Origin of the sequence: Mesorhizobium zhangyense (assembly GCF_011045115.1) — a bacterium.
GTDB classification, from domain to species: Bacteria; Pseudomonadota; Alphaproteobacteria; order Rhizobiales; family Rhizobiaceae; genus Mesorhizobium_M; species Mesorhizobium_M zhangyense.
On record NZ_JAAKZG010000005.1, the window covers coordinates 298,217 to 317,079 of the forward strand.

Here is an 18,863-nt window from a genome sequence, read left to right on the forward strand (position 1 = left end):
CCAAAACAGGTGTTGCTAATTTACCGCGTGTAGCGGGATCAGGCTTTCTGCTTGCGCATGATCTTGTCCGTAAAGTCTGCAACTTTACGGGATCAAGCGCTTAGCTGCCGGCTCCGCCCAGCGTGGTAACGGCGCGACGGTTCTGCGACCAGCAGGAGATGTCGTCGCAGACTGCGACCGGGCGTTCCTTGCCGTAGGAAATCGTCTTCAGGCGGTTCGAGGCGACGCCACGGGCGACGAGGAAGTCACGGGTAGCGGCGGCGCGGCGTGCACCGAGCGCCAGGTTGTATTCGCGGGTGCCGCGCTCGTCGGCATGGCCTTCGACGACGATGGCGTAGTTGCCGTACTTGTTAAGCCACTGTGCCTGACGGCTCAGGATGCCCTGCGCGTCGGCGCGGATCGACGAGGAGTCGGTATCGAAGAAGATACGGTCGCCGACATTGACGGTGAAGTCCTGGGCCGAGCCAGGCGTTGCAGCGCCCGCGCCGCCCAGTCCGAGATCGGCAGCACTGTTCGGGGTTTTCTTGGAAGCACAGCCGGCGATAGCCAGCGACATCATCAAGGCGATGACCACAGGGTTGGTTGCTAGTTTAGCGATGCGGCGCATCCCGCCTCTCCTTCGTATTCGAGTGATTTCGTTGATCGATCAGTAACCACATCGCAGTTAACCGGCGGTCAAGAAACAGGGTTAATGATTGGTTGCCGACGCCCGTCCGCGTTCGGCACACGACCCACATTTCATTTCCCGCGCACCGTAGGCCGAAATGCGGCGGAAACGCGGCGATCCTATGAACCGCCGCGTTCTGAAGGCTTTCGCTCTATTCGAGAAGCGGCGACCAGGCTGGGTCAGAGCCGAAATTCGCCGTCGGAATGGCCTGTTCGTTGCGGCCGGTCAGGTCGATCGAGTGGAGCTTCGGTCCGCCGGCACCTGCCGCATCGCGGAAGAACATCAGCACGCGGCCGTTGGGCGCCCAGGTCGGGCCTTCCTGCTGGAAGCCCGAGGAAAGAATACGCTCGCCCGAACCGTCGGTCTTCATCACGCCGATCTGGAACTGGCCGCCGGCCTGCTTGGTGAAGGCGATCAGGTCGCCGCGCGGCGACCATACCGGCGTCGAATAGGTGCCGTCGCCGAAGGAGATGCGGGTCTGGCCGGAGCCGTCCGCGCCCATGACGTAGATCTGCGGGCGGCCGCCGCGGTCGGAGGTGAAGACGACCTTGGAGCCGTCCGGCGAATAGGACGGCGAAGTGTCGATCGAGTTCGAATTGGTCAGGCGCGTGGTGGTGCGGCTGCGGAGGTCCATGGCAAAGACGTTGGAATTGCCGTCGTCGCGCAGCAGGCTCATGATGACCTTCTGGCCGTCAGGCGAGAAGCGCGGGGCGAAGGTCATGCCGGGGAAATTGCCGACGAGTTCGCGCTGGCCGGTCTCGATCTGCAGCAGATAGACCTGCGGCTGGCCGCTCTCATAGGACATGTAGGTGATTTCCTGGCGCGTCGGCGAGAAGCGCGGCGTCAGCACGATCGAGCGGCCATCGGACAGGTAGCGGATGTTCGCGCCGTCCTGGTCCATGATGGCGAGGCGCTTCTTGCGCTGGTTCTTCGCGCCCGATTCGTCGATGAAGACGACGCGGGTGTCGAAATAACCCTTCTCACCTGTCAGGCGCTCATAAATGGCGTCGGCGATGATGTGGGCGACGCGGCGCGAATTTGCCCGCGAGGAGAAGAACTGCTCGCCGATGAGCTGCTGGCCGGCAAAGGTGTCCCACAGCCGGAACTCCGCCTTCAGCCTGCCGTCCGCTTCCTGGGTGACCCGGCCAGTGACGAGCGCCTGCGCGTTGATGACCTTCCAGTCCTCGAAGCGCGGGGCGGCGTCCGGATTGGAGATCTTTTCGATGAAAGCGCCCTTGTCGATCGGCGCGAACAGGCCGGAACGCTTGAGGTCGGCTGCGACGATGCCCGAAATCTCGGCGCCGACGGCGTCACCCGACAGGAAGTCGGTGATGGCGACCGGCAGCGGCTCGACGGTGCCCTTGTTGACGTCGATCTCGACCAGCGCATGGGCCGGCAGAGTGGCGACCGCGCTCAGCCCCGTGGCAAGCGCGCCCATCAGCATGATCGTCTTGAAAAAATTCTTCATGAAGTTCGGCCTCTTTGGTCCAGATGCGCGGATGTGGGTCAGAACATCTCGCTGGGGTCGAAATTGACGATGACGTCAGCCCAGGCGTCATACTTATCGGCGGGAAGATTGTAGGGGGAGCAGCGCGAGACGGCGCGGCGGGCCGCTTCTGCGGCTGCGCGTTCGACGCCGGAGCTGCCGCCGCCGGAAATGATCTCCGGGCTGCCTTCCAGCGCGCCGGAGCGGTCGAGCTTGAACTTGACCGAAACCTTCAGCGTGTCGCCGTCGAGCGCGCCGGCTGGAATGTTCCAGCAGCGCTGCACCTGGCCGCGCAGCGCGTCCATTTCGCTCATCGACAGTTTCGAGCCGCCGGTGGTCTTTTCGCCGCCCAGCGATGCCTGTTCGGTCGAGCGCTTGGCGCCGCCGCCGGAAGCCTTGTCCTTGTTGAGGAGCGCTGCGACTTCGTCGGCGTTGAACGACTTTTCCGTCGATTTCGGCTTGGCGGCTGCTTCCTTGGCCGGCTTTTCCGCTTCCTTGCGGTCGGGCGTCTTTGCCGTCTGGGCCTGCGGCGGCTGCGGCTTGGCGGCCGGCGAGGGCGCGGTATTCGGCAACTGTACCGTCTCGGCGTCGGGCTTCTCGGCCGCGATCGTCTCGGCGACCGGGTCCGGCTTCACTTCCTGCTTGGGCTGCGGCTGCGGCGTCACTTCCGTGGCGGGCACCGGCGTCGGCTTGGGCTCTTCCTGCTTGACCGGCTCGGGCTTGGGCTGTTCGGGCGCAGGCTTAGGCGTCGGTTCGGGCGAGGGCGGCGGCGCGTCGGCTGCTTCCACCGGCTTGGGCTTGGCTTCCGGCGTCACCTTCTTGTCGGTGTCGACGCTGTTTTCGCCGACCTTCTGCGCGTCCGGCACGATGTCGGGGCGCTGCGTCGGCTTGGGCGCAGGCTTTTCGTTCACCGCGGCGGTCTTGTCGCCCTGCTGGATCTGGGTGATTTCCTCGATCGGAATGATGTCGACCGGAAACGCCTCGACATCGGCGACCTCAAGGGCGCTCGGTGCCGACAGCGTCAGCAGGCCGAAGGTGAGGACCGCGGCATGCAGGACAACCGATGTGGTGAGACCGGCCTTCATCGAATTCTACTGGTCCTGTTCCTGCAGCGTCACAAGGCCGATCTTGGTGTAGCCGGCCGCCTGGATACGGGCCATCACCCGCATCACCGTGCCGTAGTCGGCGGTCTTGTCGCCACGCACGTAGATGCGTTCCTCATAGCCGGCCTGCGCGATCGCGCCGAGCTTGGGCACCAGTTCCTCGATCGGGATCTCGGTTTCCTGGATGTGGATCTGGCCGGCCTGGTTGATCGAGATGGTGATCGGCTGGGTTTCGGAATTCAGCGCCTTGGCCTGCGTTTCCGGCAGGTCGATCGGCACGCCGACGGTCATCAGCGGGGCTGCCACCATGAAGATGATGAGCAGCACCAGCATGACGTCGACGAAAGGCGTGACGTTGATTTCGGACATCAGGCCGTGATGGCGGCCGCGCCGCCTGTGGCCGCGCCCGCCGCGTCCGCCTCCCGCCGCTCCTACAGACATTCCCATGATTGCTCTACCTCAGGCCTTGGCCGCGACTTTTTCATCGATTTGGCGCGAGAGTATGGCGGAGAACTCATCCGCGAACCCTTCCATACGCACCGCGATCTTGCTCGCGTCCGATGACAGCTTGTTGTAGGCGATGACCGCCGGGATAGCGGCGAGCAGGCCGATAGCGGTAGCCAGCAGCGCTTCGGCGATGCCGGGGGCGACGACGGCGAGGTTGGTCGATTTCGATCCGGCGATGGCCTGGAACGAAGTCATGATGCCGACCACGGTGCCGAACAGGCCGATGAAGGGGGCTGCCGAACCGATGGTGGCGAGGAAGCCGAGCCGGCCTTCCAGGCGTTCCATCTCGCGGGTCAGCGCCAGGTCCATCGCCTTGTCGATGCGGGTCTGGAGGCCGAGCGGCGCCTTTGCGCCCTTCTCGAAACTCTTCTTCCATTCGCGCATGGCGGCAACGAAGATCGCGCCCATGCCGGTGGTCTTGCGGTCCGACAGCGTACGGTAAAGCTCTTCCAGCGACTGTCCCGACCAGAATATCTGCTCGAAGCGGTTCAGCGCCGCGCGCATCCGGCCATAGGCGACGATCTTGTCGACGACGATCGCCCAGGTCCAGACGGAAGCGCCGAGCAGGCCGAGCATGACCAGCTTGACGACCCAGCCGGCCTGCCAGAACAGCGCCCAGATAGACAGTTGTGCGCTCGGTTCGGCGAGTGCGAGATTTTCCATGATAAGACAGTCCTTAATATTTCCGGGCGCCGCTCGCGGCCCGCCCTTGCGCATCATCCCATGTGGTCCGTTCGCGCGAAGCTTCCGGAAGTACCCCAAAATGCGCCGTTACCCGGCCTTTTCAGGGCGAAATTTGGTCAAAGGAAGGCGTTAAAAAAAGACGCATTCCTAACGATCTTCTTCATGAACTGTTATGGTTAAGGATGAGTTAGTGTTTGAAGCGCGCAAATGCGATGCGTTTTATTTTTCCGCAGGGGCGTTCTTCAGACCGCGTGGCTCAGCAATACGGTGATCCCGATCGCGCCCAGCGCCAGCACCGCCAGCTTCCAGAAGTCGCGCCGCTGCCTGAGGCCCGGCAAGCCCAGCGGCTTGATGAGCTGAATTGCCATGATGGCTATGATGACGAGCGACAGCGCCTTGGACATGCGCGTGTTTGAGCAGCAATGGGGGTGGCTGTCAAAGCGGGGATTGCAATAGTAGAGGTGGTGCGCTGGCGGATGCCGTAGTTCCCCCTCTCCGTCGCGCTTCGCGCGCCACCTCTCCCCCATTTCATGGGGGCGAGGAACCGGCACTCGCCGAGGTTCGTGGTATTTCAGAACTTGGGTTCCTCGCCCCGCTTGCGGGGAGAGGTGGCGCGCGAAGCCGAGACGGAGAGGGGACCTTAAGTGGAGCATTCCACGGGTCAAAAATCCCACATCTATCCCTTAGTCAGATGGACGCCGGCCCTGATCTTCATCTAAGACGCCCACAGTTCTGTCGCTGCTTGGGAGGTGTTGCGATGCGTTCGCGTTATCATGAAGTCTACGAAAGCTGGGAAAATGACCCGGAGGCATTCTGGGCCGAGGCGGCGCGCGACATCGACTGGGTAAAACCGTGGGACAAGGTCTTCGACGCCGAGGCCGGCGTCTATGGCCGCTGGTTTCCAGGCGCCGAATGCAACACCTGCTTCAACGCGGTCGACCGTCACGTCGCCGGCGGCCGCGCCGGCCAGCTCGCGCTGATCCACGACAGCCCGATCACCGGCACCCAGAAAAAATTCACCTATGCCGAGCTTCTGGCGGAAGTGACCGCACTCGCCGCCGTGCTCCAGGATCAAGGCGTGGAAAAGGGCGAGCGCGTCATCATCTACATGCCGATGGTGCCGGAAGCGGTGTTCGCCATGCTCGCCTGCGCCCGCATAGGCGCTGTCCATTCGGTGGTGTTCGGCGGCTTTGCCGCGCGCGAACTCGCGACACGCTTGGACGATGCGACGCCGAAGTTGATCATCTCCGCTTCCTGCGGCATCGAGCCGGGGCGTGTCGTGGCCTACAAGCCGCTGCTCGACGGCGCCATCGAGCTGGCGCGGCACAAGCCGTCCGCCTGCATCGTCCTCCAGCGCGAGCAGCTGACCTGCGACCTGATCCCCGGCCGCGATGTCGATTACGCCGAGACGGTCAAAGCTGCGAAAGCCGCCGGCCGCGAGGTCCCCTGCGTGCCGGTCGCTGCCACCGATCCGCTCTATGTGCTCTACACCTCCGGCACCACCGGCCAGCCCAAGGGCGTCGTGCGCGACAATGGCGGGCACATGGTGGCGCTGAAATGGTCTATGGAAAACGAATACGGCGTCAAGCCCGGCGAAGTGTTCTGGGCCGCTTCCGATGTCGGCTGGGTGGTCGGCCATTCCTACATCGTCTATGCGCCGCTGCTGCACGGCTGCACCACCATCCTGTTCGAGGGCAAGCCGGTCGGCACGCCCGATGCCGGCACCTTCTGGCGGGTGATTTCCGAGCACGGCGTCGTTGCCCTGTTCACCGCGCCGACCGCCTTCCGCGCCATCAAGGGGCAGGACCCTAAGGGCACGTTCGTGCCGAAATACGATTTGTCGAAGTTCCGCACGCTGTTCCTGGCCGGCGAGCGCGCCGACCCGGAAACGATCAAATGGGCCGAGCGCAATCTCAATGTTCCCGTCATCGACCATTGGTGGCAGACCGAGACCGGCGGGCCGATCAGCCAGAATCCGGTCGGGCTCGGGCAGCTGCCGGTCAAATACGGGTCTCCCGGCGTGCCGATGCCAGGCTATGATGTGCAGATACTGGACGATGCCGGCCACCCGGTGGAGCGTGGCACGCTCGGCAATGTCGTGGTCAAGCTGCCGCTGCCGCCCGGCTGCCTGCCGACGCTGTGGAACGCCGACGAGCGCTTTCGCGAGGCCTATCTCATCGAGTTTCCCGGCTATTACAAAACCGCCGATGCCGGCTATATCGACGATGAGAACTACCTCTTCATCATGGCGCGCACCGACGACATCATCAACGTCGCCGGCCACCGGCTTTCCACCGGCGGCATGGAGGAGGTGCTGGCCGAGCATCCCGATGTTGCCGAATGCGCCGTCATCGGCATTGCCGACGCCATGAAGGGGCAGGTGCCCTGCGGCTTCGTCGTGCTCAATGCCGGCGTTTCCCGCGACGCTGCCGAGATCGAAAAGGAAGTGGTGGCGCTGGTGCGCGATCGCATCGGGCCGGTCGCCGCCTTCCGCATCGTGGTGGCGATCAAGCGCCTGCCCAAGACGCGGTCGGGAAAAATCCTGCGCGCCACCATGCAGAAGATCGCCGACCGCGAAGAATGGAAGATGCCGGCCACGATCGACGATCCCGCCATCCTTGATGAGATCAAGGCGGTGCTGAACGCGCGCGGGATCGGCGTCTGAGAGACCGCCCCGCTAACTCTACCCTGCCGGCCATCTGACGCCGAGCGGTTGACCGGGTCTGTCCTTGCGATAAGTGTCCGTCACAAGCGCCGCTGGACGGCTGACTGACAGGAGAATTCCATGGCCCTTACCGGCAAGACAGCGATCGTAACGGGTGCGGCGGGTGGCATCGGGCTGGCGATTGCCCAGCGTTTCCTGCATGACGGCGCCCGGGTGATGATCGCCGATGTCGATCACGAGAAGGGCGAAAAGGCCGAACGCGATCTCGCCAAGCTCGGCAAGGTCCAGTTCGTCAAGGCCGATGTCGGCAAGCGCCTCGACATCCACAATCTGGTCGCCGCCACCATCGACGCCTTCGGCGACATCGACATTCTCGTCAACAATGCCGGCATCGTCCATGGCGCCGATTTCCTCGACCTCAAGGAAGAAGATTTCGACCGCGTCCTGCAGGTAAATCTGAAGGGTTCCTTCCTCGCCGGGCAGGCGGTGGCGAGATACATGGTCGAGAAGGTCGGCAATGGCGGATCGCCCGGCTCCATCATCAACATGTCCTCGATCAACGCTGTCGTGGCCATCGCCAACCAGCTTCCCTATTCGGTGTCGAAGGGCGGCGTGAACCAACTCACCCGGGTCATGGCGCTGTCGCTGGCACCCTACGGCATCCGCGTCAACGCCATCGGGCCGGGTTCGATCATGACCGACATGCTGTCCAGCGTGAACAACGATCCCGAAGCGAAGAACCGCATCCTGTCGCGCACGCCGATGGGCCGTGTCGGCGAGCCGTCGGAAATTGCGGCGATCGCGGCGTTCCTTGCCTCCGACGACGCCAGCTACATCACCGGCCAGACCATCTACGCCGATGGCGGCCGCCTGCCGCTGAATTATACGGTGCCGGTGAAGGGGGCGTAGGCTTAAGCAAGGCCCCTCTCCGGCTCGGCGAAGCCGAGACGGAGAGGGGGCTGCTTTTGATCGCCTGAAACGACCGCAACAAACCTTTCCACCAACGCTGCCACCCTCCTGACAGACTGCTGTCAGCAGGGGTGTGGGATAGTGTCTCCATCAACGAAGGAGAACTGTCATGTTTACCACCGATATTTTCAACACCATCAGGCACTACGCTGGCAAGTTCCAGACCCTGCACGACGATATCCGCACCGAGCGCCTCATCAATTCCCTTCCGCACAGCATCCAGAAGGATATAGGCTGGCCGGACAATTATGCTGCCCGCCGTGCATTCCGCGCACGTCGCGGTTGAGCGGAGAAGGTGATGCTCATGTCCGCGGGGAAAACGATAGGGTTCCTGTTCATCGAGGGTCTTGCCGACTGGGAATACGGCCTGCTTTCCGGTTCGGCGGTCGAATGGTTCAGCGCGCGCGCCGTGTCGCTGACCCCGACCGGCGAGCCGGTGACATCGATGAGCGGTTTCCGTCTTACGCCCGACCGGGGCGCCGATCCCGCGGAAAATGCCGATCTTGACGCCATTGCCGTCATCGGGTCCGACGGCTGGGCGTCGAAAAAGGCGCCGGATGTCTCCGCACTGCTGCACACCGTCGAGGAACGCGGCGGCGTGGTTGGCGGCATCTGCGCCGGCACATTGGCGCTGGCCCGCGCCGGCCTGTTCAGGAAAGCCAAGCACACCAGCAATGGCCGCGACTGGATCCTTCACCACGAGCCCGACTATGCCGGCAGGGAAAACTACCAGGACGTGCCGCACGCAGTGGTTGACGGGCGCATAGTATCGGCACCCGGTTCCGCCTCCGGTACCTTCGCGCTGGAGTTCCTGCGCACGCTTTATCCCGAACGCGCGGACGCGGTAACCGAAATGCGCTCGCTGTTTGCGCGCGAATATTCCTGACTATCCCGACGAGGCTCCTGACATTATGCTGTCAGGAGGATCATGCCATGTTGCCATTTCGGGATCGTGGAGGATGCTCGACATGAAAAGCTGGACCGACAGGCTCAACGCGCCGGCGAAAGTCGAGATCAAGCCCGCGCCGGTGTCGATTGCCGGCATGCGCAAGGGCGAGGTCATGCTGGTGCCGACGCCGAAGCTAGTCGACGATTTCATTCGCGCCATTCCCGCCGGCCACCATGTCGACGTGGTGACGATGCGCAAGACGCTGGCTGTGGCCCACAAGGCGGAAGTTACCTGCCCGATCTATACGGGCTATCATCTGCGCACGGTGGCCGAGGCGGCACATGAGGCGCTGGAGCGCGGCGCGGACCTCGACGACATCACGCCGTTCTGGCGGGTGCTCGATGCGAAGACGCCGACGACGAAGCGGCTGACCTTCGGCGCGGGCTTCGTTGCCGAGCAGCGGCAGCGCGAAGGATTGACGGGATAACACCATGCGGCGCGCCGACAGGCTTTTTCAGATCGTTCAGCATTTCCGCGGCGGCCGGCTGGTCACCGCGCAGAAACTTGGCCAGTGGCTCGAAGTGTCGGAGCGCACGATCTATCGCGACATCGCCGACCTTCAGTCGACGGGCGTGCCGATCGATGGCGAGGCCGGCGTGGGCTACATAATGAGGGAGGGGTTCGACCTTCCGCCGCTCATGTTCACAAGAGATGAAATCGTAGCACTGGTTGCCGGCGCGCGCATGGTGAGGGCCTTCGGCGGCGCCACCATGGCGCGGGCGGCAGACGAGGCGCTGGTCAAGATCGGGGCGGTGCTGCCGGACGCCGAGAAGGACCGCATCGCCCGCACGGAAATCCACACGCCGATGTGGGTGGTGAGCGATGCCGACCGCAAGGCGATCGACATCCTCGAGCGTTCCGTCGAAAAGCGCGACGTGCTGACGCTCGACTACCGCGACGAAGCCGGCCGCACCACCGCCCGCGACGTGCGCCCGCTCGGCCTCTGGTTCTGGGGCAAGGTCTGGACGCTGGTCGCCTGGTGCGAGATGCGCGACGATTTTCGCGCCTTCCGCATCGACCGCATCAGCGCCATCACCCCCTCCGGCCGCCCCTTCCGCCACGAACGCGGCAAGCAACTGGCGGATTTTTATCGGCGGGTGGAGAGGAACGAGTATGACGGGAGCGGGGCGCGGTCGGCTGGGGCGTGAGGGGCATCATGTATGGAAGTGTTTGTCGTAAATTTCCCCGGCCATTCGTCCGTATTGGCTGGAATGGAAAGCTGAGAAGTCGAACTCATGTATTCCCTCAAGTTTATTCTTTAGAATCAGAAAATCGATAGCCCCACGATTCTCGATAATCCGCCTCATAACGATCAGGAAGCTGTTTACATATGTAACGGTGAGTACTCTATTCTTAACTTGTGCCTCAGTCGTCCATCGCTCGTTTGGCACATTTGCCTTAACTGCATTCAGGAATATCTCAATTTGAGAGGCGCTAAACTTGATGTATTCTGCAAGCGCAGCCGGGGCCCTTCCTGATGCAATTTCGGCCTTCTGCGGATGAGAAAACAGCGTGAACAATGAATCGTTTCCTCCAAGTTTAATTAGCGGGCCTAAGCCATAACTAACGATAGAGGTTGTTTTGAGCTTGCCTTTGTCAAAGAAATACGCCTCCACATGCCCATGTAACGGGCCAGAAGCGGCAAGCCTCTGCAGGACTTGCTTGCCAATGGCGGTCGGACTGTAAGGTTTCAGTATTACCTCAATTTCTTGTTTAAGTGCAGGGGGAGCGTTTGTTTGGTTGGAATTAATTGCTAGAAAGAGTGTCGCTTCAAAACGTTCTGCAATCTCTTGAGGCGTTCCATCAGGGTATATTATTCCTGTGACTAGTAGGTTCTGCTCATTTCTCAGTTTGGCGATATGCTTATCATCCTCCCTAGACTCGTAGTATGAAAAGAGGCGATGCTGTCCATCAATTAATCCAATTGAGTTCGGCCTTAATGGAAGTGATATTTTTACTGGGGCTGTCTCTTCCAGAAGCTTTATATCTACGGTCTTTCCCTCGTCATTAACCGGATGAACATCTGACGGAAGTGTGGCGATAAGGTTGTTTACGAAAACCTGCCCATCCGACTTTAGCTTACGTCGAATTTGCTCAATCTTTGTGGGTTGCACCATGCGCTGATACGCTTGGAATGAAGATCGCCACCCATTCCTGCGTAAAACGTATGCCCGCTGCAACAGAGAGGCTGCGTCAGCATAAAATGAGACGACTTTATACCCCGGAGGAAATCCAGATGCAGAATCCGGAAGAATTGAGCCATCGTACTTAATATCAGTCGAATTCTTGGGGAATATTCCGTCTTTCGCTACCTTTGTTGGGTCTATATTTGCAAATTCAAGAAACTCTGGGAGGGCGGACATTTTTATGGTGCCGCATATCTTCTCAAAGTATTTAAGTAGAGGGAAATCTAGATAAATCGGCTCATCGACCGTATTTTTAACCCCGGCGTCAAAATCGTATCTTGAACAGTATATTATTCTAGTTATAAATTTCTTATAATGGAATCTATTTCCAAGTCTTTTGTCGAAGTCTGGAGATTTTTCTCGAAGATAAGCGATGAAGCCATCTGGATCGGATTCTACTTTTGAAAAAATTATCTTTTTATTCTTAAGGTGCCCAGTAACGTCGGATGGCTGCGATGTTGTGTATTCAACTAGAAGAATCACATTTTGATACACAAACGCGTCGTCAAACTCACCATCTTGGCCGCCAAAATTAATCTGCAATTCAGCGATTTCTGGCGCTCGATCAAAGCCGGCATTTCGTAAAGTTGCCCGTGCTGTACGGATGTGGTCCGCCTTGACTTTTTGAATTTTGCGCTGTTCTGGCGTGAGCTTGCTTTTGAGTTTTTTCGCTTTCTTTTGTTTAGTTCTACCCGGTTTTTGAGTATTCACTGCCATCCCCTATTTACCGCCGTCCCCTATTCAGCAGCCCATTCCTCAGGAATGGTAGCAACTTTTTCCCCTGATTTTGGTCTTCGTATAGGCACTCCCATGGGCCTTGTGACCAATTCGCCACTTTCCTGATCGGCAAGGCGCTTGCGTGCAATTTCAATGTACTTTTCGCTTTTGTCTATTCCGATGCCAACGCGACCATGTTTTGCTGCGGCGATAACGGTTGTACCTACCCCGACAAAGGGGTCGAGGATTCTATCGCCCGGCTTGGTGAGTGCAAGAACACACCTTTCGACCAGTTCGCTAGGGAATGAGCATGGATGAATCGTCTTCTCAGGATGTCTTGCCTTGACGTTGGGCAGATCCCATATCGGCTCATCCAGGAAAGCTTTGGTAGCATCAAAAGCCCAGAAATCGCTTGGGTTTTTTCCTTTCGGATTGCCACTAGGTTTCCCAGCCCTATCCCCCTTGCTGGCAGCGTGCCGCTTTCCAGGGTAGAGCTGCGGAACGAGAACTGGCTCGAGATTGAAGTGGTAGCTGTCAGTTTTCGAGAACCACAAAAGCGTCTCATAGCGACCGGAAAATCTTCGTGTCGCATGAAGTCCAAAATTGAAATGCCAAATAATTCGATTTCTTAGTCTAAAACCCCGCTCATGTATCATTCCATAGAAATAGTAATCTAATGGATATACTTGCCCGTTATTAACATAATTTCCAACCTGCCAGCATATATGGCCGTCGTCTTTAATTTTTTTGCAGGTTTTATCAACTATCGGCTCGAGCCAAGCTAGGTACTCTTTTAGAGTCAGGCGCTGATCTCGCTCATACTCCTTGCCTATGTTATAGGGCGGTGAAGTTATAGCAAGACTGCAAGAGGCGTCAGGCAACTGATCCAAGGCGGTGATTGCATCCCCTTCGATCAGTTGATGAAATGCAGTCAGACTGCCAGACCGTTTCGTTGTTTCCGGTACTGTCAACCTAGGCCCCCGATTCGTCGCAAACCTAGGCGTAAGCGAACGAAAAGGCGAATTCCAGTACAAATAGTTGACTGGTTCGTTTTGATAACAAGTTGTGGTAGTTGCCGTCCCCCTCACCGATACCCCGTAGCATCCGCCGGCTTCCCCGCATCCTGCACCTCCGGCACATAGCGCCAGGCATCAGGCCTTGAGCCGTCGAGGTCTATAAAACCGTAGACCTGCGCAAGGCCACCGCTGGAGAGCGACTGGCCGTTCCAGCGGGCGCGGTCGGGGTCGGCGGCGAGCGCTGCCACCGCACGGCCGACGAAGCGCGGGGTTTCGGAGATGATGAAGTGGGGGATGTTGGCGGTGGCGTCGCGCCAGTTTTCCTCCTTCACGCCGAACGCTTCCAGCATCATTTCGGAGCGCATCCAGCCCGGCGTGATCGCCACGGCCGTCGCGCCATGCGGCGCAAGATCCTTGGCGTGCGCCCAGGCCATGCGCAGCACGGAGGCCTTGCAGAGGTCGTAGAAGGGCGACAGGCGGTAGTGCTCGGCGTTGTACTCGGCGGTGCCGTCCGTCACCTCCACCAGCAGGCCGCCGGGCCGCTCGATCAGCAGGGGCAGGGCATGGTGCGCGGTGATCAGATGGGTGTCGATGGCCAGCCGCAGCATGCGCAGGCCGTTTTCCAGATCGTGGTCCCACACTGGCTTGTTCCATTCGAACAGCTTTTCGCCGCCCCACACGTCGTTGACCACTACGTCGAGCTGGCCCTGCTCAGTGCGGATGCGCGCTACGAGATCGCGGACCTCTTCGGAAACCAGATGGTCGACGCGCACCGCGATGCCCTTGCCGCCGGCGGCGGTGACCAGCTCGGCGGTTTCCTCGATGGTTTCGGGCCGGGCATATTCGGATTGCTGCTCGCGCGTCGTGCGCCCGGTGACATAGACGGTTGCGCCCGTCGCCCCCAATTCCGTTGCAATGCCCCGGCCCGCACCGCGCGTGGCGCCGGCGACAAGGGCGACTTTTCCGGCAAGCGTCATCGAACTCTCCTGTGATCAACCACCATCGGCACTGGCCTTTACGGCCGGAATTATTTATAAGTGAATATTCGTTTATAAATGGAAGTCAAGATGCCCCGCCGCAAGATGCAGTCCGACGAGCAGGTGCTGGAAGCCGCGCTGAAAATCATCCACGAGCGCGGGCCGGAGGCGCTGACCTTCGACAGCCTCGGCCGCTCCTGTGGGCTTTCGCCGGCGACACTGGTGCAGCGTTTCGGCACCAAGGCGTCGCTGAAGCAGAAGGCGCTGCTGCATGCCTGGGACGGGCTGGACGACAAGACCGCGCGGCTCGCCGCCAGCGCCCCGAAGACGCCCGACGGCGCCATCGCGCTGCTGGTCGGGCTGTCGCAGGATTATGGTGGCATCGAAACCTATGCCGAGGGCCTGCTGGTGCTGCGCGAGGACCTGCGCGATCCAGCACTCCGGGCGCGCGGTGCTGCGTGGAAGGCGGCGCTGTCGGTAGCACTTGAGGATTGCTTTGCCGGCTTTCCCGATGCGCCTTCCGGCATCGGGCTGCTGATGGCCTCGCAATGGCAGGGCTCGTTGCTGTGGTGGGGCTTTGATCCGCAGGGCGGTGTGGCGAGTTTCGTCGAGGACGGCCTGAGGCACTTCGTCGGCGCCATCGTCACCGCCCGTCGGTGACGATGGCGGTTGCCCTCAATCGAGCGATGTCACGCCGAGCCGGGCGAGATGGTCCGGGTCGGCGATGGCATCGATGGCGGTGATCCTGCCGTCTGCGATGGTCAGGCGCAGCGCAACGCGCAGCTGTCCGCCGACGACGACCTGAACCCCGACGCCGCCGTCGACCAGCGCCGTCTGCGCGCCCTGGGCGCGTCCATTGAAGGTGGCGGCCACGGCCTGCGCGCCGCGGATCTCGGCCTGCGATCCCATGCGCGCGGCGGTCGGGTCGGCGCGGAAGACGACGTCGGGGGCAAGCATGGTCAGCAGCGCCTGGAAATCGCCGCTGCGCGAGGCGGCGAGGAAAGCGTCGACGATTTCGCGTTGCCGGCTGCGGTCGGTTTCAGCCTTGGCATCCGCGCCTTGCACGCGCCGGCGGGCGCGGCTGGCCAGTTGCCGCGACGCTTCCGGCGTGCGCCCGACGATGGGCGCGATCTCGTCGAAGGGCAGGTCGAACATGTCGTGCAGCACGAAGGCGACGCGCTCGGCCGGCGCCAGCGTCTGCAACACCACCAGCAGTGCGATGCCGATCGAGTCGGCCATGATCGCCTCGCGTTCGAGATCGGCCGAAGTGTCCGGTATGGCTATCGGCGCGGAGCCATCCACCTCCAGCGGTTCCTCGCGCCGCGATTTGCGCGAGCGCAGCATGTCGAGGCAGATGCGCGCCACCACCGTCGTCAGCCAGCCGCCGAGATTTTCCACCGCGCCGGCATCGGAGCGGGTGAGCCGCAGCCAGGCTTCCTGCACTGCGTCGTCTGCCTCGTTCTGCGAGCCAAGCATGCGGTAGGCAACTGCCCGCAGATGGGCGCGATTTGCCTCGAAGCGATCAGCCAGAAATTTTTCTTCGGTCATCTGTCACGTTTCCTCCTTGCGGTCCGTCATGGCCATGACGAACGAAACCCGGCCAATGTGACGAGACGGTCCGGGCCCGTCAGATCGAAGCGCAAAAGACACTAGAGGAGACCGACAATGCAATCCCGTATGAAGAACCCGGCAGCGATCATCCCCAATGCCATGCAGGCCATTCTGGCGCTCAAGGCAGCGACGGAAAAGGGCGACGTGCCGGCCAAGACGCTGGAACTCGCACATCTGCGCGCCAGCCAGATCAATGGCTGCGGCCTTTGCGTCGACATGGGCGCGAAATCGGCCAAGAAGGCGGGCGAGACGGACGAGCGGCTATTTGCCGTCGCGGCCTGGCGCGACGCGCCCTATTTCACCGATTCTGAGCGCGCAGCACTCGCGCTCACCGAAGCCGTCACGCGGCTCAGTGACCGGGCAGATCCGGTGCCGGACGACATCTGGGAAGAGGCCGCCCGTCACTATGACGAGCGGGCGCTGTCGGCGCTGATCCTGTCGATCGCCACCACCAACGTCTTCAACCGCCTCAACGTGACGACGCGGCAGATCGCCGGGTCGTGGGGCTGACTGGTTGGCCTAGGCGTAGCCCACCCAGCCCCTGAAGCTCAGCCCTGCATAAAACAGGCTGATGCCCGAGAAGCCGGCGTCGCGCAACATCGCCTCGTCTTCCTCGGGCGACAGAATGGACAGCCTGGTGCCGATCGCCCGCCGGGCGTTCTCTGCGTTGGCGGGGTCGCTTCCACCGAATGCAATGTGGCGGTCAATCCACATCGACCGCTCGGGTTCAGTCTGCGGAAAGCTGATGTGAGCGACGACGAAGGGTGCGCCCGGTGCCAGGCGGCGGTGAATCTGCCGGAGTGTCTCGATGCGCTGGTCGCGGGGAACGAAATGGAGCGTCAGCAGGCAGGCGGCGCCGTCGAACGGTCCTCCCGGCGCGGCATCGATGTAGCCCTCGTGAAGGCGCATGCGCTCGGCGTGCGGCCCCACGATCTGCTCGGCCACCCGAAGCATATCGGCCGACGGGTCGACGCCGTCGAACGTCCAGCCGGGATGATCGTCGGCGAGAGCCTTCAACTCAAGGCCGCCGCCCGCCCCGAGGACCAGAACGCGGCCGTCCGAGGGGACACGCTCCGAAAGGAGCATCGAAGTCATGCGATGCAGGCCGGCGAAGCCGGGCACCTGACGCGGCGGCCCCTCCGCATAGGAACGCGCATGGGCGGCGTTGAAAGCGGCTGCATCTCTTTCGGGTACGCTAGGGAGATCGTCGTTTCTAGTCATGTAACTTTTATTGTTACGTTTAGTATCTCGATGTCAAGCTCAGAGCCGATCCCGAGCCGCTTAAGGCCCTGAAACCACACGCTCCAACACCGCAAATTTGATCGGTTCGTGATTGTCCCAGCCCCGTCATCATCACAGTTGTAGCACCATCGGGGCGCAATCTTTGCCTACATCAGGAGGTAAGGACTATGCGTATGGCCTTGCTACTTTCACTGGGCCTGTTGGCACCGCTGGCGGGCTGCGTAACGGAAGATGTCTACGGACCCGGCTACGCCGCCTACGCGCCACTGGGCTACTATGACGGCTACGACGGCTTTGCATTCGACGGCGGAGTCCGCTGCGGCTGGCGCTGCCACCACATGCCACCACCGCCGCATCATCATGGCTCGGGTTTCCCCGGCCATGCGTTCCCGGCCTTTTCGACAGGCGGCTCCCAGGGCATGCATGGCGGCGGCCGCATGCCGATCATGCCCGTGGGCCGTCGCTAGAACGTCGTGCCGAGAAAGCGCGAAAAGATAGCCTGAACGGTTCGAGGTTTAAAGGCATCGCTTGACTTATCCATATCTCGGCGGTTATTGATTTCAATCAATAGCCAGAGAGTTATGGATGGCGATGACGCAGCCCCACGATGTCCTTTTCAGAACGCTCGCCGATCCGACGCGGCGGGCCATCTTTGAGCGGCTGTGCCGCGACGGAGCCCAGACGGTGGTCGCCCTGACGGCCCAGGCCGGAGTCTCGCAACCTGCCGTATCAAAGCATCTCGGGGTTCTGAAGCGGGCCGGGCTGGTGCACGACCGCCACGAAGGCCGCCAGACGCATTACAGCGCGCAGCTCGGCGCCCTGGCCCCGTTGATCGACTGGACAAACCAGATGGGCGGGTTTTGGCAAGACCGGTTCGACGATTTGGAAGACCTGCTCAAAAGGATGGATCAATGAGTAATACAGCGATCGAAACACTCTCCGTCATTGTCGAACGGGAGGTGCCTTTTGCGCCGGAAAAGATCTGGCGCGCGCTCACCCAGCCGCACCTCATCGAGGAGTGGCTGATGAAGAACGATTTCAAGCCGGTTCTGGATCACCGTTTCAATCTCAGCGCAGACTGGGGCAGCGTGGATTGTCGAGTACAGACAGTCGAGCCGAACAGGAAGCTGTCCTACACCTGGGAGACCAAGGATCTCGAAAGCGTCGTTACATGGTCGCTCATTCCGACGAGCACGGGGACGCGCCTGCGCATGGAGCAGACAGGCTTCCGGCCGGATCAGCAGCCTTACTACCGGGGCGCCACGGTTGGCTGGCAAAGGTTCTTTGCAGCCCTGGAGCAGGTCCTGGCACGGCCCGATTGAAGCGCGCTGCCAAGCTTTACCCATGTGAAAGGAGGATCTCATGAAGTGGAATTTTTGGATTCGGCAGCTCCACCGCTGGACGTCGATCATCTTCACGGTGATCGTCGCCGCCATCTTCATCGCATTGGGCGTGGGGAAGGAGCCCGTCCAGTGGGTGTATTTCCTGCCGCTGTTCCCGCTCGCCTTGCTCCTGCTCACCGGGCTGTACTTGTTCGCGCTGCCCTATGCCGTCAGATGGCGCAGTGGCCAAGGCACCGCCGGCGAGGCGTGAACATAATGGCCGATGAAAAGTCCGGCACATCGCCGAAGGCACCCGCCAAGCCGCGAAAACCCGTACCAAAGCCGGGGCCCAGCAAGGTCGTGCTTCTTTCCGGCGGCAACCCGCAGATCGCCAAGGGATACGGAGACGCCCCGGTGCAGGCCTATATAGCGGCCATGCCGGGCTGGAAAAGCGACCTTGGGCGGCGTCTCGACGCGCTCATCGAACGCATCGTCCCCGGCGTCAGCAAGGCCGTCAAATGGAACTCGCCTTTCTACGGCGTCGAGAGCGGAAACTGGTTTCTCAGCTTTCACTGCATGACCAGGTACATCAAGGTCGCCTTCTTTAAAGGCGCTGCCCTGCATCCTCTTCCGCCCGGCACGTCCAAGCAGAAGGATGTGCGCTATCTCGACATCCACGAGGACGACCCGTTCGACGAGGCCCGGTTCGCCGACTGGGTGAAGCAGGCCAGCCAGTTGCCCGGCGAACGAATGTGAGCGGCA

24 protein-coding genes are annotated in these 18,863 nt (G+C 61.3%); 13 read left to right on the top strand and 11 right to left on the bottom strand.

The genetic code is table 11. From position 1 onward, the window contains the following. Positions 1-100: 100 nt before the first annotated feature. From pal to G6N74_RS14220, 6 genes are all read right to left on the bottom strand, one after another. Positions 101-607 carry a peptidoglycan-associated lipoprotein Pal gene (gene pal / locus G6N74_RS14195; protein ID WP_165118366.1) on the bottom strand — a complete coding sequence of 169 codons (507 nt, stop codon included), beginning with the start codon at positions 605-607 and terminating at the stop codon, positions 101-103. Between the two features lie 211 nt (positions 608-818). Continuing rightward, the gene (gene tolB / locus G6N74_RS14200) at positions 819-2,135 is read right to left on the bottom strand and encodes a Tol-Pal system beta propeller repeat protein TolB (protein ID WP_165118368.1); all 1,317 of its coding nucleotides are present in this window, start codon (positions 2,133-2,135) and stop codon (positions 819-821) included. A 38-nt stretch (positions 2,136-2,173) separates the two neighbouring features. Continuing rightward, positions 2,174-3,238 (bottom strand): cell envelope integrity protein TolA, encoded by a 1,065-nt coding sequence (gene tolA / locus G6N74_RS14205; protein ID WP_165118370.1) that lies wholly within the window; start codon positions 3,236-3,238, stop codon positions 2,174-2,176. A gap of 6 nt (positions 3,239-3,244) precedes the next feature. Continuing rightward, on the bottom strand, positions 3,245-3,703 hold the full coding sequence (gene tolR / locus G6N74_RS14210; protein WP_165118372.1) for a protein TolR: 459 nt from the start codon (positions 3,701-3,703) through the stop codon (positions 3,245-3,247). Positions 3,704-3,715: 12 nt separating this feature from the next. Continuing rightward, on the bottom strand, positions 3,716-4,426 hold the full coding sequence (gene tolQ, locus G6N74_RS14215; RefSeq protein ID WP_165118374.1) for a protein TolQ: 711 nt from the start codon (positions 4,424-4,426) through the stop codon (positions 3,716-3,718). Positions 4,427-4,689: 263 nt separating this feature from the next. Further along, positions 4,690-4,851 (bottom strand): hypothetical protein, encoded by a 162-nt coding sequence (locus G6N74_RS14220; protein WP_091909320.1) that lies wholly within the window; start codon positions 4,849-4,851, stop codon positions 4,690-4,692. A gap of 353 nt (positions 4,852-5,204) precedes the next feature. On the opposite strand from G6N74_RS14220, the gene G6N74_RS14225 reads away from it, so the two are divergent. From G6N74_RS14225 to G6N74_RS14250, 6 genes are all read left to right on the top strand, one after another. Further along, positions 5,205-7,112: a propionyl-CoA synthetase gene (locus G6N74_RS14225; RefSeq protein WP_165118376.1), complete on the top strand. Its 1,908-nt coding sequence runs from the start codon at positions 5,205-5,207 to the stop codon at positions 7,110-7,112. Between the two features lie 120 nt (positions 7,113-7,232). Beyond that, entirely contained in the window at positions 7,233-8,021 is a 789-nt protein-coding gene (locus G6N74_RS14230) for an SDR family NAD(P)-dependent oxidoreductase (RefSeq protein WP_165118378.1), read from the top strand. A gap of 169 nt (positions 8,022-8,190) precedes the next feature. Further along, complete coding sequence (locus G6N74_RS14235; protein ID WP_165118380.1) at positions 8,191-8,367, top strand: hypothetical protein; 177 nt, start codon at positions 8,191-8,193, stop codon at positions 8,365-8,367. Between the two features lie 18 nt (positions 8,368-8,385). Continuing rightward, entirely contained in the window at positions 8,386-8,967 is a 582-nt protein-coding gene (locus G6N74_RS14240) for a DJ-1/PfpI family protein (RefSeq protein ID WP_165118382.1), read from the top strand. 82 nt (positions 8,968-9,049) lie between these two features. After that, on the top strand, positions 9,050-9,457 hold the full coding sequence (locus G6N74_RS14245; protein ID WP_165118384.1) for a hypothetical protein: 408 nt from the start codon (positions 9,050-9,052) through the stop codon (positions 9,455-9,457). A gap of 4 nt (positions 9,458-9,461) precedes the next feature. Then, entirely contained in the window at positions 9,462-10,178 is a 717-nt protein-coding gene (locus G6N74_RS14250; protein ID WP_165118386.1) for a helix-turn-helix transcriptional regulator, read from the top strand. Between the two features lie 6 nt (positions 10,179-10,184). On the opposite strand, the gene G6N74_RS14255 is transcribed toward G6N74_RS14250, so the two are convergent. From G6N74_RS14255 to G6N74_RS14265, 3 genes are all read right to left on the bottom strand, one after another. Next, the gene (locus tag G6N74_RS14255; protein WP_165118388.1) at positions 10,185-11,933 is read right to left on the bottom strand and encodes a DGQHR domain-containing protein; all 1,749 of its coding nucleotides are present in this window, start codon (positions 11,931-11,933) and stop codon (positions 10,185-10,187) included. A 20-nt stretch (positions 11,934-11,953) separates the two neighbouring features. Continuing rightward, the gene (locus G6N74_RS14260) at positions 11,954-12,904 is read right to left on the bottom strand and encodes a DNA-methyltransferase (protein ID WP_246245757.1); all 951 of its coding nucleotides are present in this window, start codon (positions 12,902-12,904) and stop codon (positions 11,954-11,956) included. 113 nt (positions 12,905-13,017) lie between these two features. Beyond that, positions 13,018-13,926, bottom strand: a complete 909-nt coding sequence (locus tag G6N74_RS14265) for an SDR family oxidoreductase (protein WP_165118390.1) — start codon at positions 13,924-13,926, stop codon at positions 13,018-13,020. Between the two features lie 90 nt (positions 13,927-14,016). Between G6N74_RS14265 and G6N74_RS14270 the strand changes: the two genes are divergently transcribed. Beyond that, positions 14,017-14,586 carry a TetR family transcriptional regulator gene (locus G6N74_RS14270; RefSeq protein WP_165118392.1) on the top strand — a complete coding sequence of 190 codons (570 nt, stop codon included), beginning with the start codon at positions 14,017-14,019 and terminating at the stop codon, positions 14,584-14,586. Between the two features lie 15 nt (positions 14,587-14,601). On the opposite strand, the gene G6N74_RS14275 is transcribed toward G6N74_RS14270, so the two are convergent. Beyond that, positions 14,602-15,474: a sigma-70 family RNA polymerase sigma factor gene (locus G6N74_RS14275; protein WP_165118394.1), complete on the bottom strand. Its 873-nt coding sequence runs from the start codon at positions 15,472-15,474 to the stop codon at positions 14,602-14,604. A 117-nt stretch (positions 15,475-15,591) separates the two neighbouring features. Between G6N74_RS14275 and G6N74_RS14280 the strand changes: the two genes are divergently transcribed. Further along, positions 15,592-16,047 (top strand): carboxymuconolactone decarboxylase family protein, encoded by a 456-nt coding sequence (locus tag G6N74_RS14280; protein WP_165118396.1) that lies wholly within the window; start codon positions 15,592-15,594, stop codon positions 16,045-16,047. 9 nt (positions 16,048-16,056) lie between these two features. Here the strand turns inward: G6N74_RS14280 and G6N74_RS14285 are convergent, their stop codons facing one another. Next, positions 16,057-16,758, bottom strand: coding sequence for a class I SAM-dependent methyltransferase (locus tag G6N74_RS14285; protein WP_165118398.1), 702 nt, complete (start codon positions 16,756-16,758; stop codon positions 16,057-16,059). Positions 16,759-16,958: 200 nt separating this feature from the next. On the opposite strand from G6N74_RS14285, the gene G6N74_RS14290 reads away from it, so the two are divergent. The 5 genes from G6N74_RS14290 (at position 16,959) to G6N74_RS14310 (ending at position 18,857) form a co-directional block, all read left to right on the top strand. Next, positions 16,959-17,246 (top strand): hypothetical protein, encoded by a 288-nt coding sequence (locus G6N74_RS14290; RefSeq protein WP_165118400.1) that lies wholly within the window; start codon positions 16,959-16,961, stop codon positions 17,244-17,246. A gap of 124 nt (positions 17,247-17,370) precedes the next feature. Further along, positions 17,371-17,694, top strand: coding sequence for an ArsR/SmtB family transcription factor (locus tag G6N74_RS14295; RefSeq protein WP_165118863.1), 324 nt, complete (start codon positions 17,371-17,373; stop codon positions 17,692-17,694). Then, positions 17,691-18,101, top strand: coding sequence for an SRPBCC family protein (locus tag G6N74_RS14300; RefSeq protein ID WP_165118402.1), 411 nt, complete (start codon positions 17,691-17,693; stop codon positions 18,099-18,101). The genes G6N74_RS14295 and G6N74_RS14300 overlap by 4 nt, the downstream gene beginning before the upstream one ends. A gap of 40 nt (positions 18,102-18,141) precedes the next feature. Continuing rightward, positions 18,142-18,372 carry a hypothetical protein gene (locus tag G6N74_RS14305; protein WP_165118404.1) on the top strand — a complete coding sequence of 77 codons (231 nt, stop codon included), beginning with the start codon at positions 18,142-18,144 and terminating at the stop codon, positions 18,370-18,372. Between the two features lie 5 nt (positions 18,373-18,377). Further along, positions 18,378-18,857: a DUF1801 domain-containing protein gene (locus G6N74_RS14310; RefSeq protein WP_165118406.1), complete on the top strand. Its 480-nt coding sequence runs from the start codon at positions 18,378-18,380 to the stop codon at positions 18,855-18,857. Positions 18,858-18,863 lie beyond the last annotated feature (6 nt).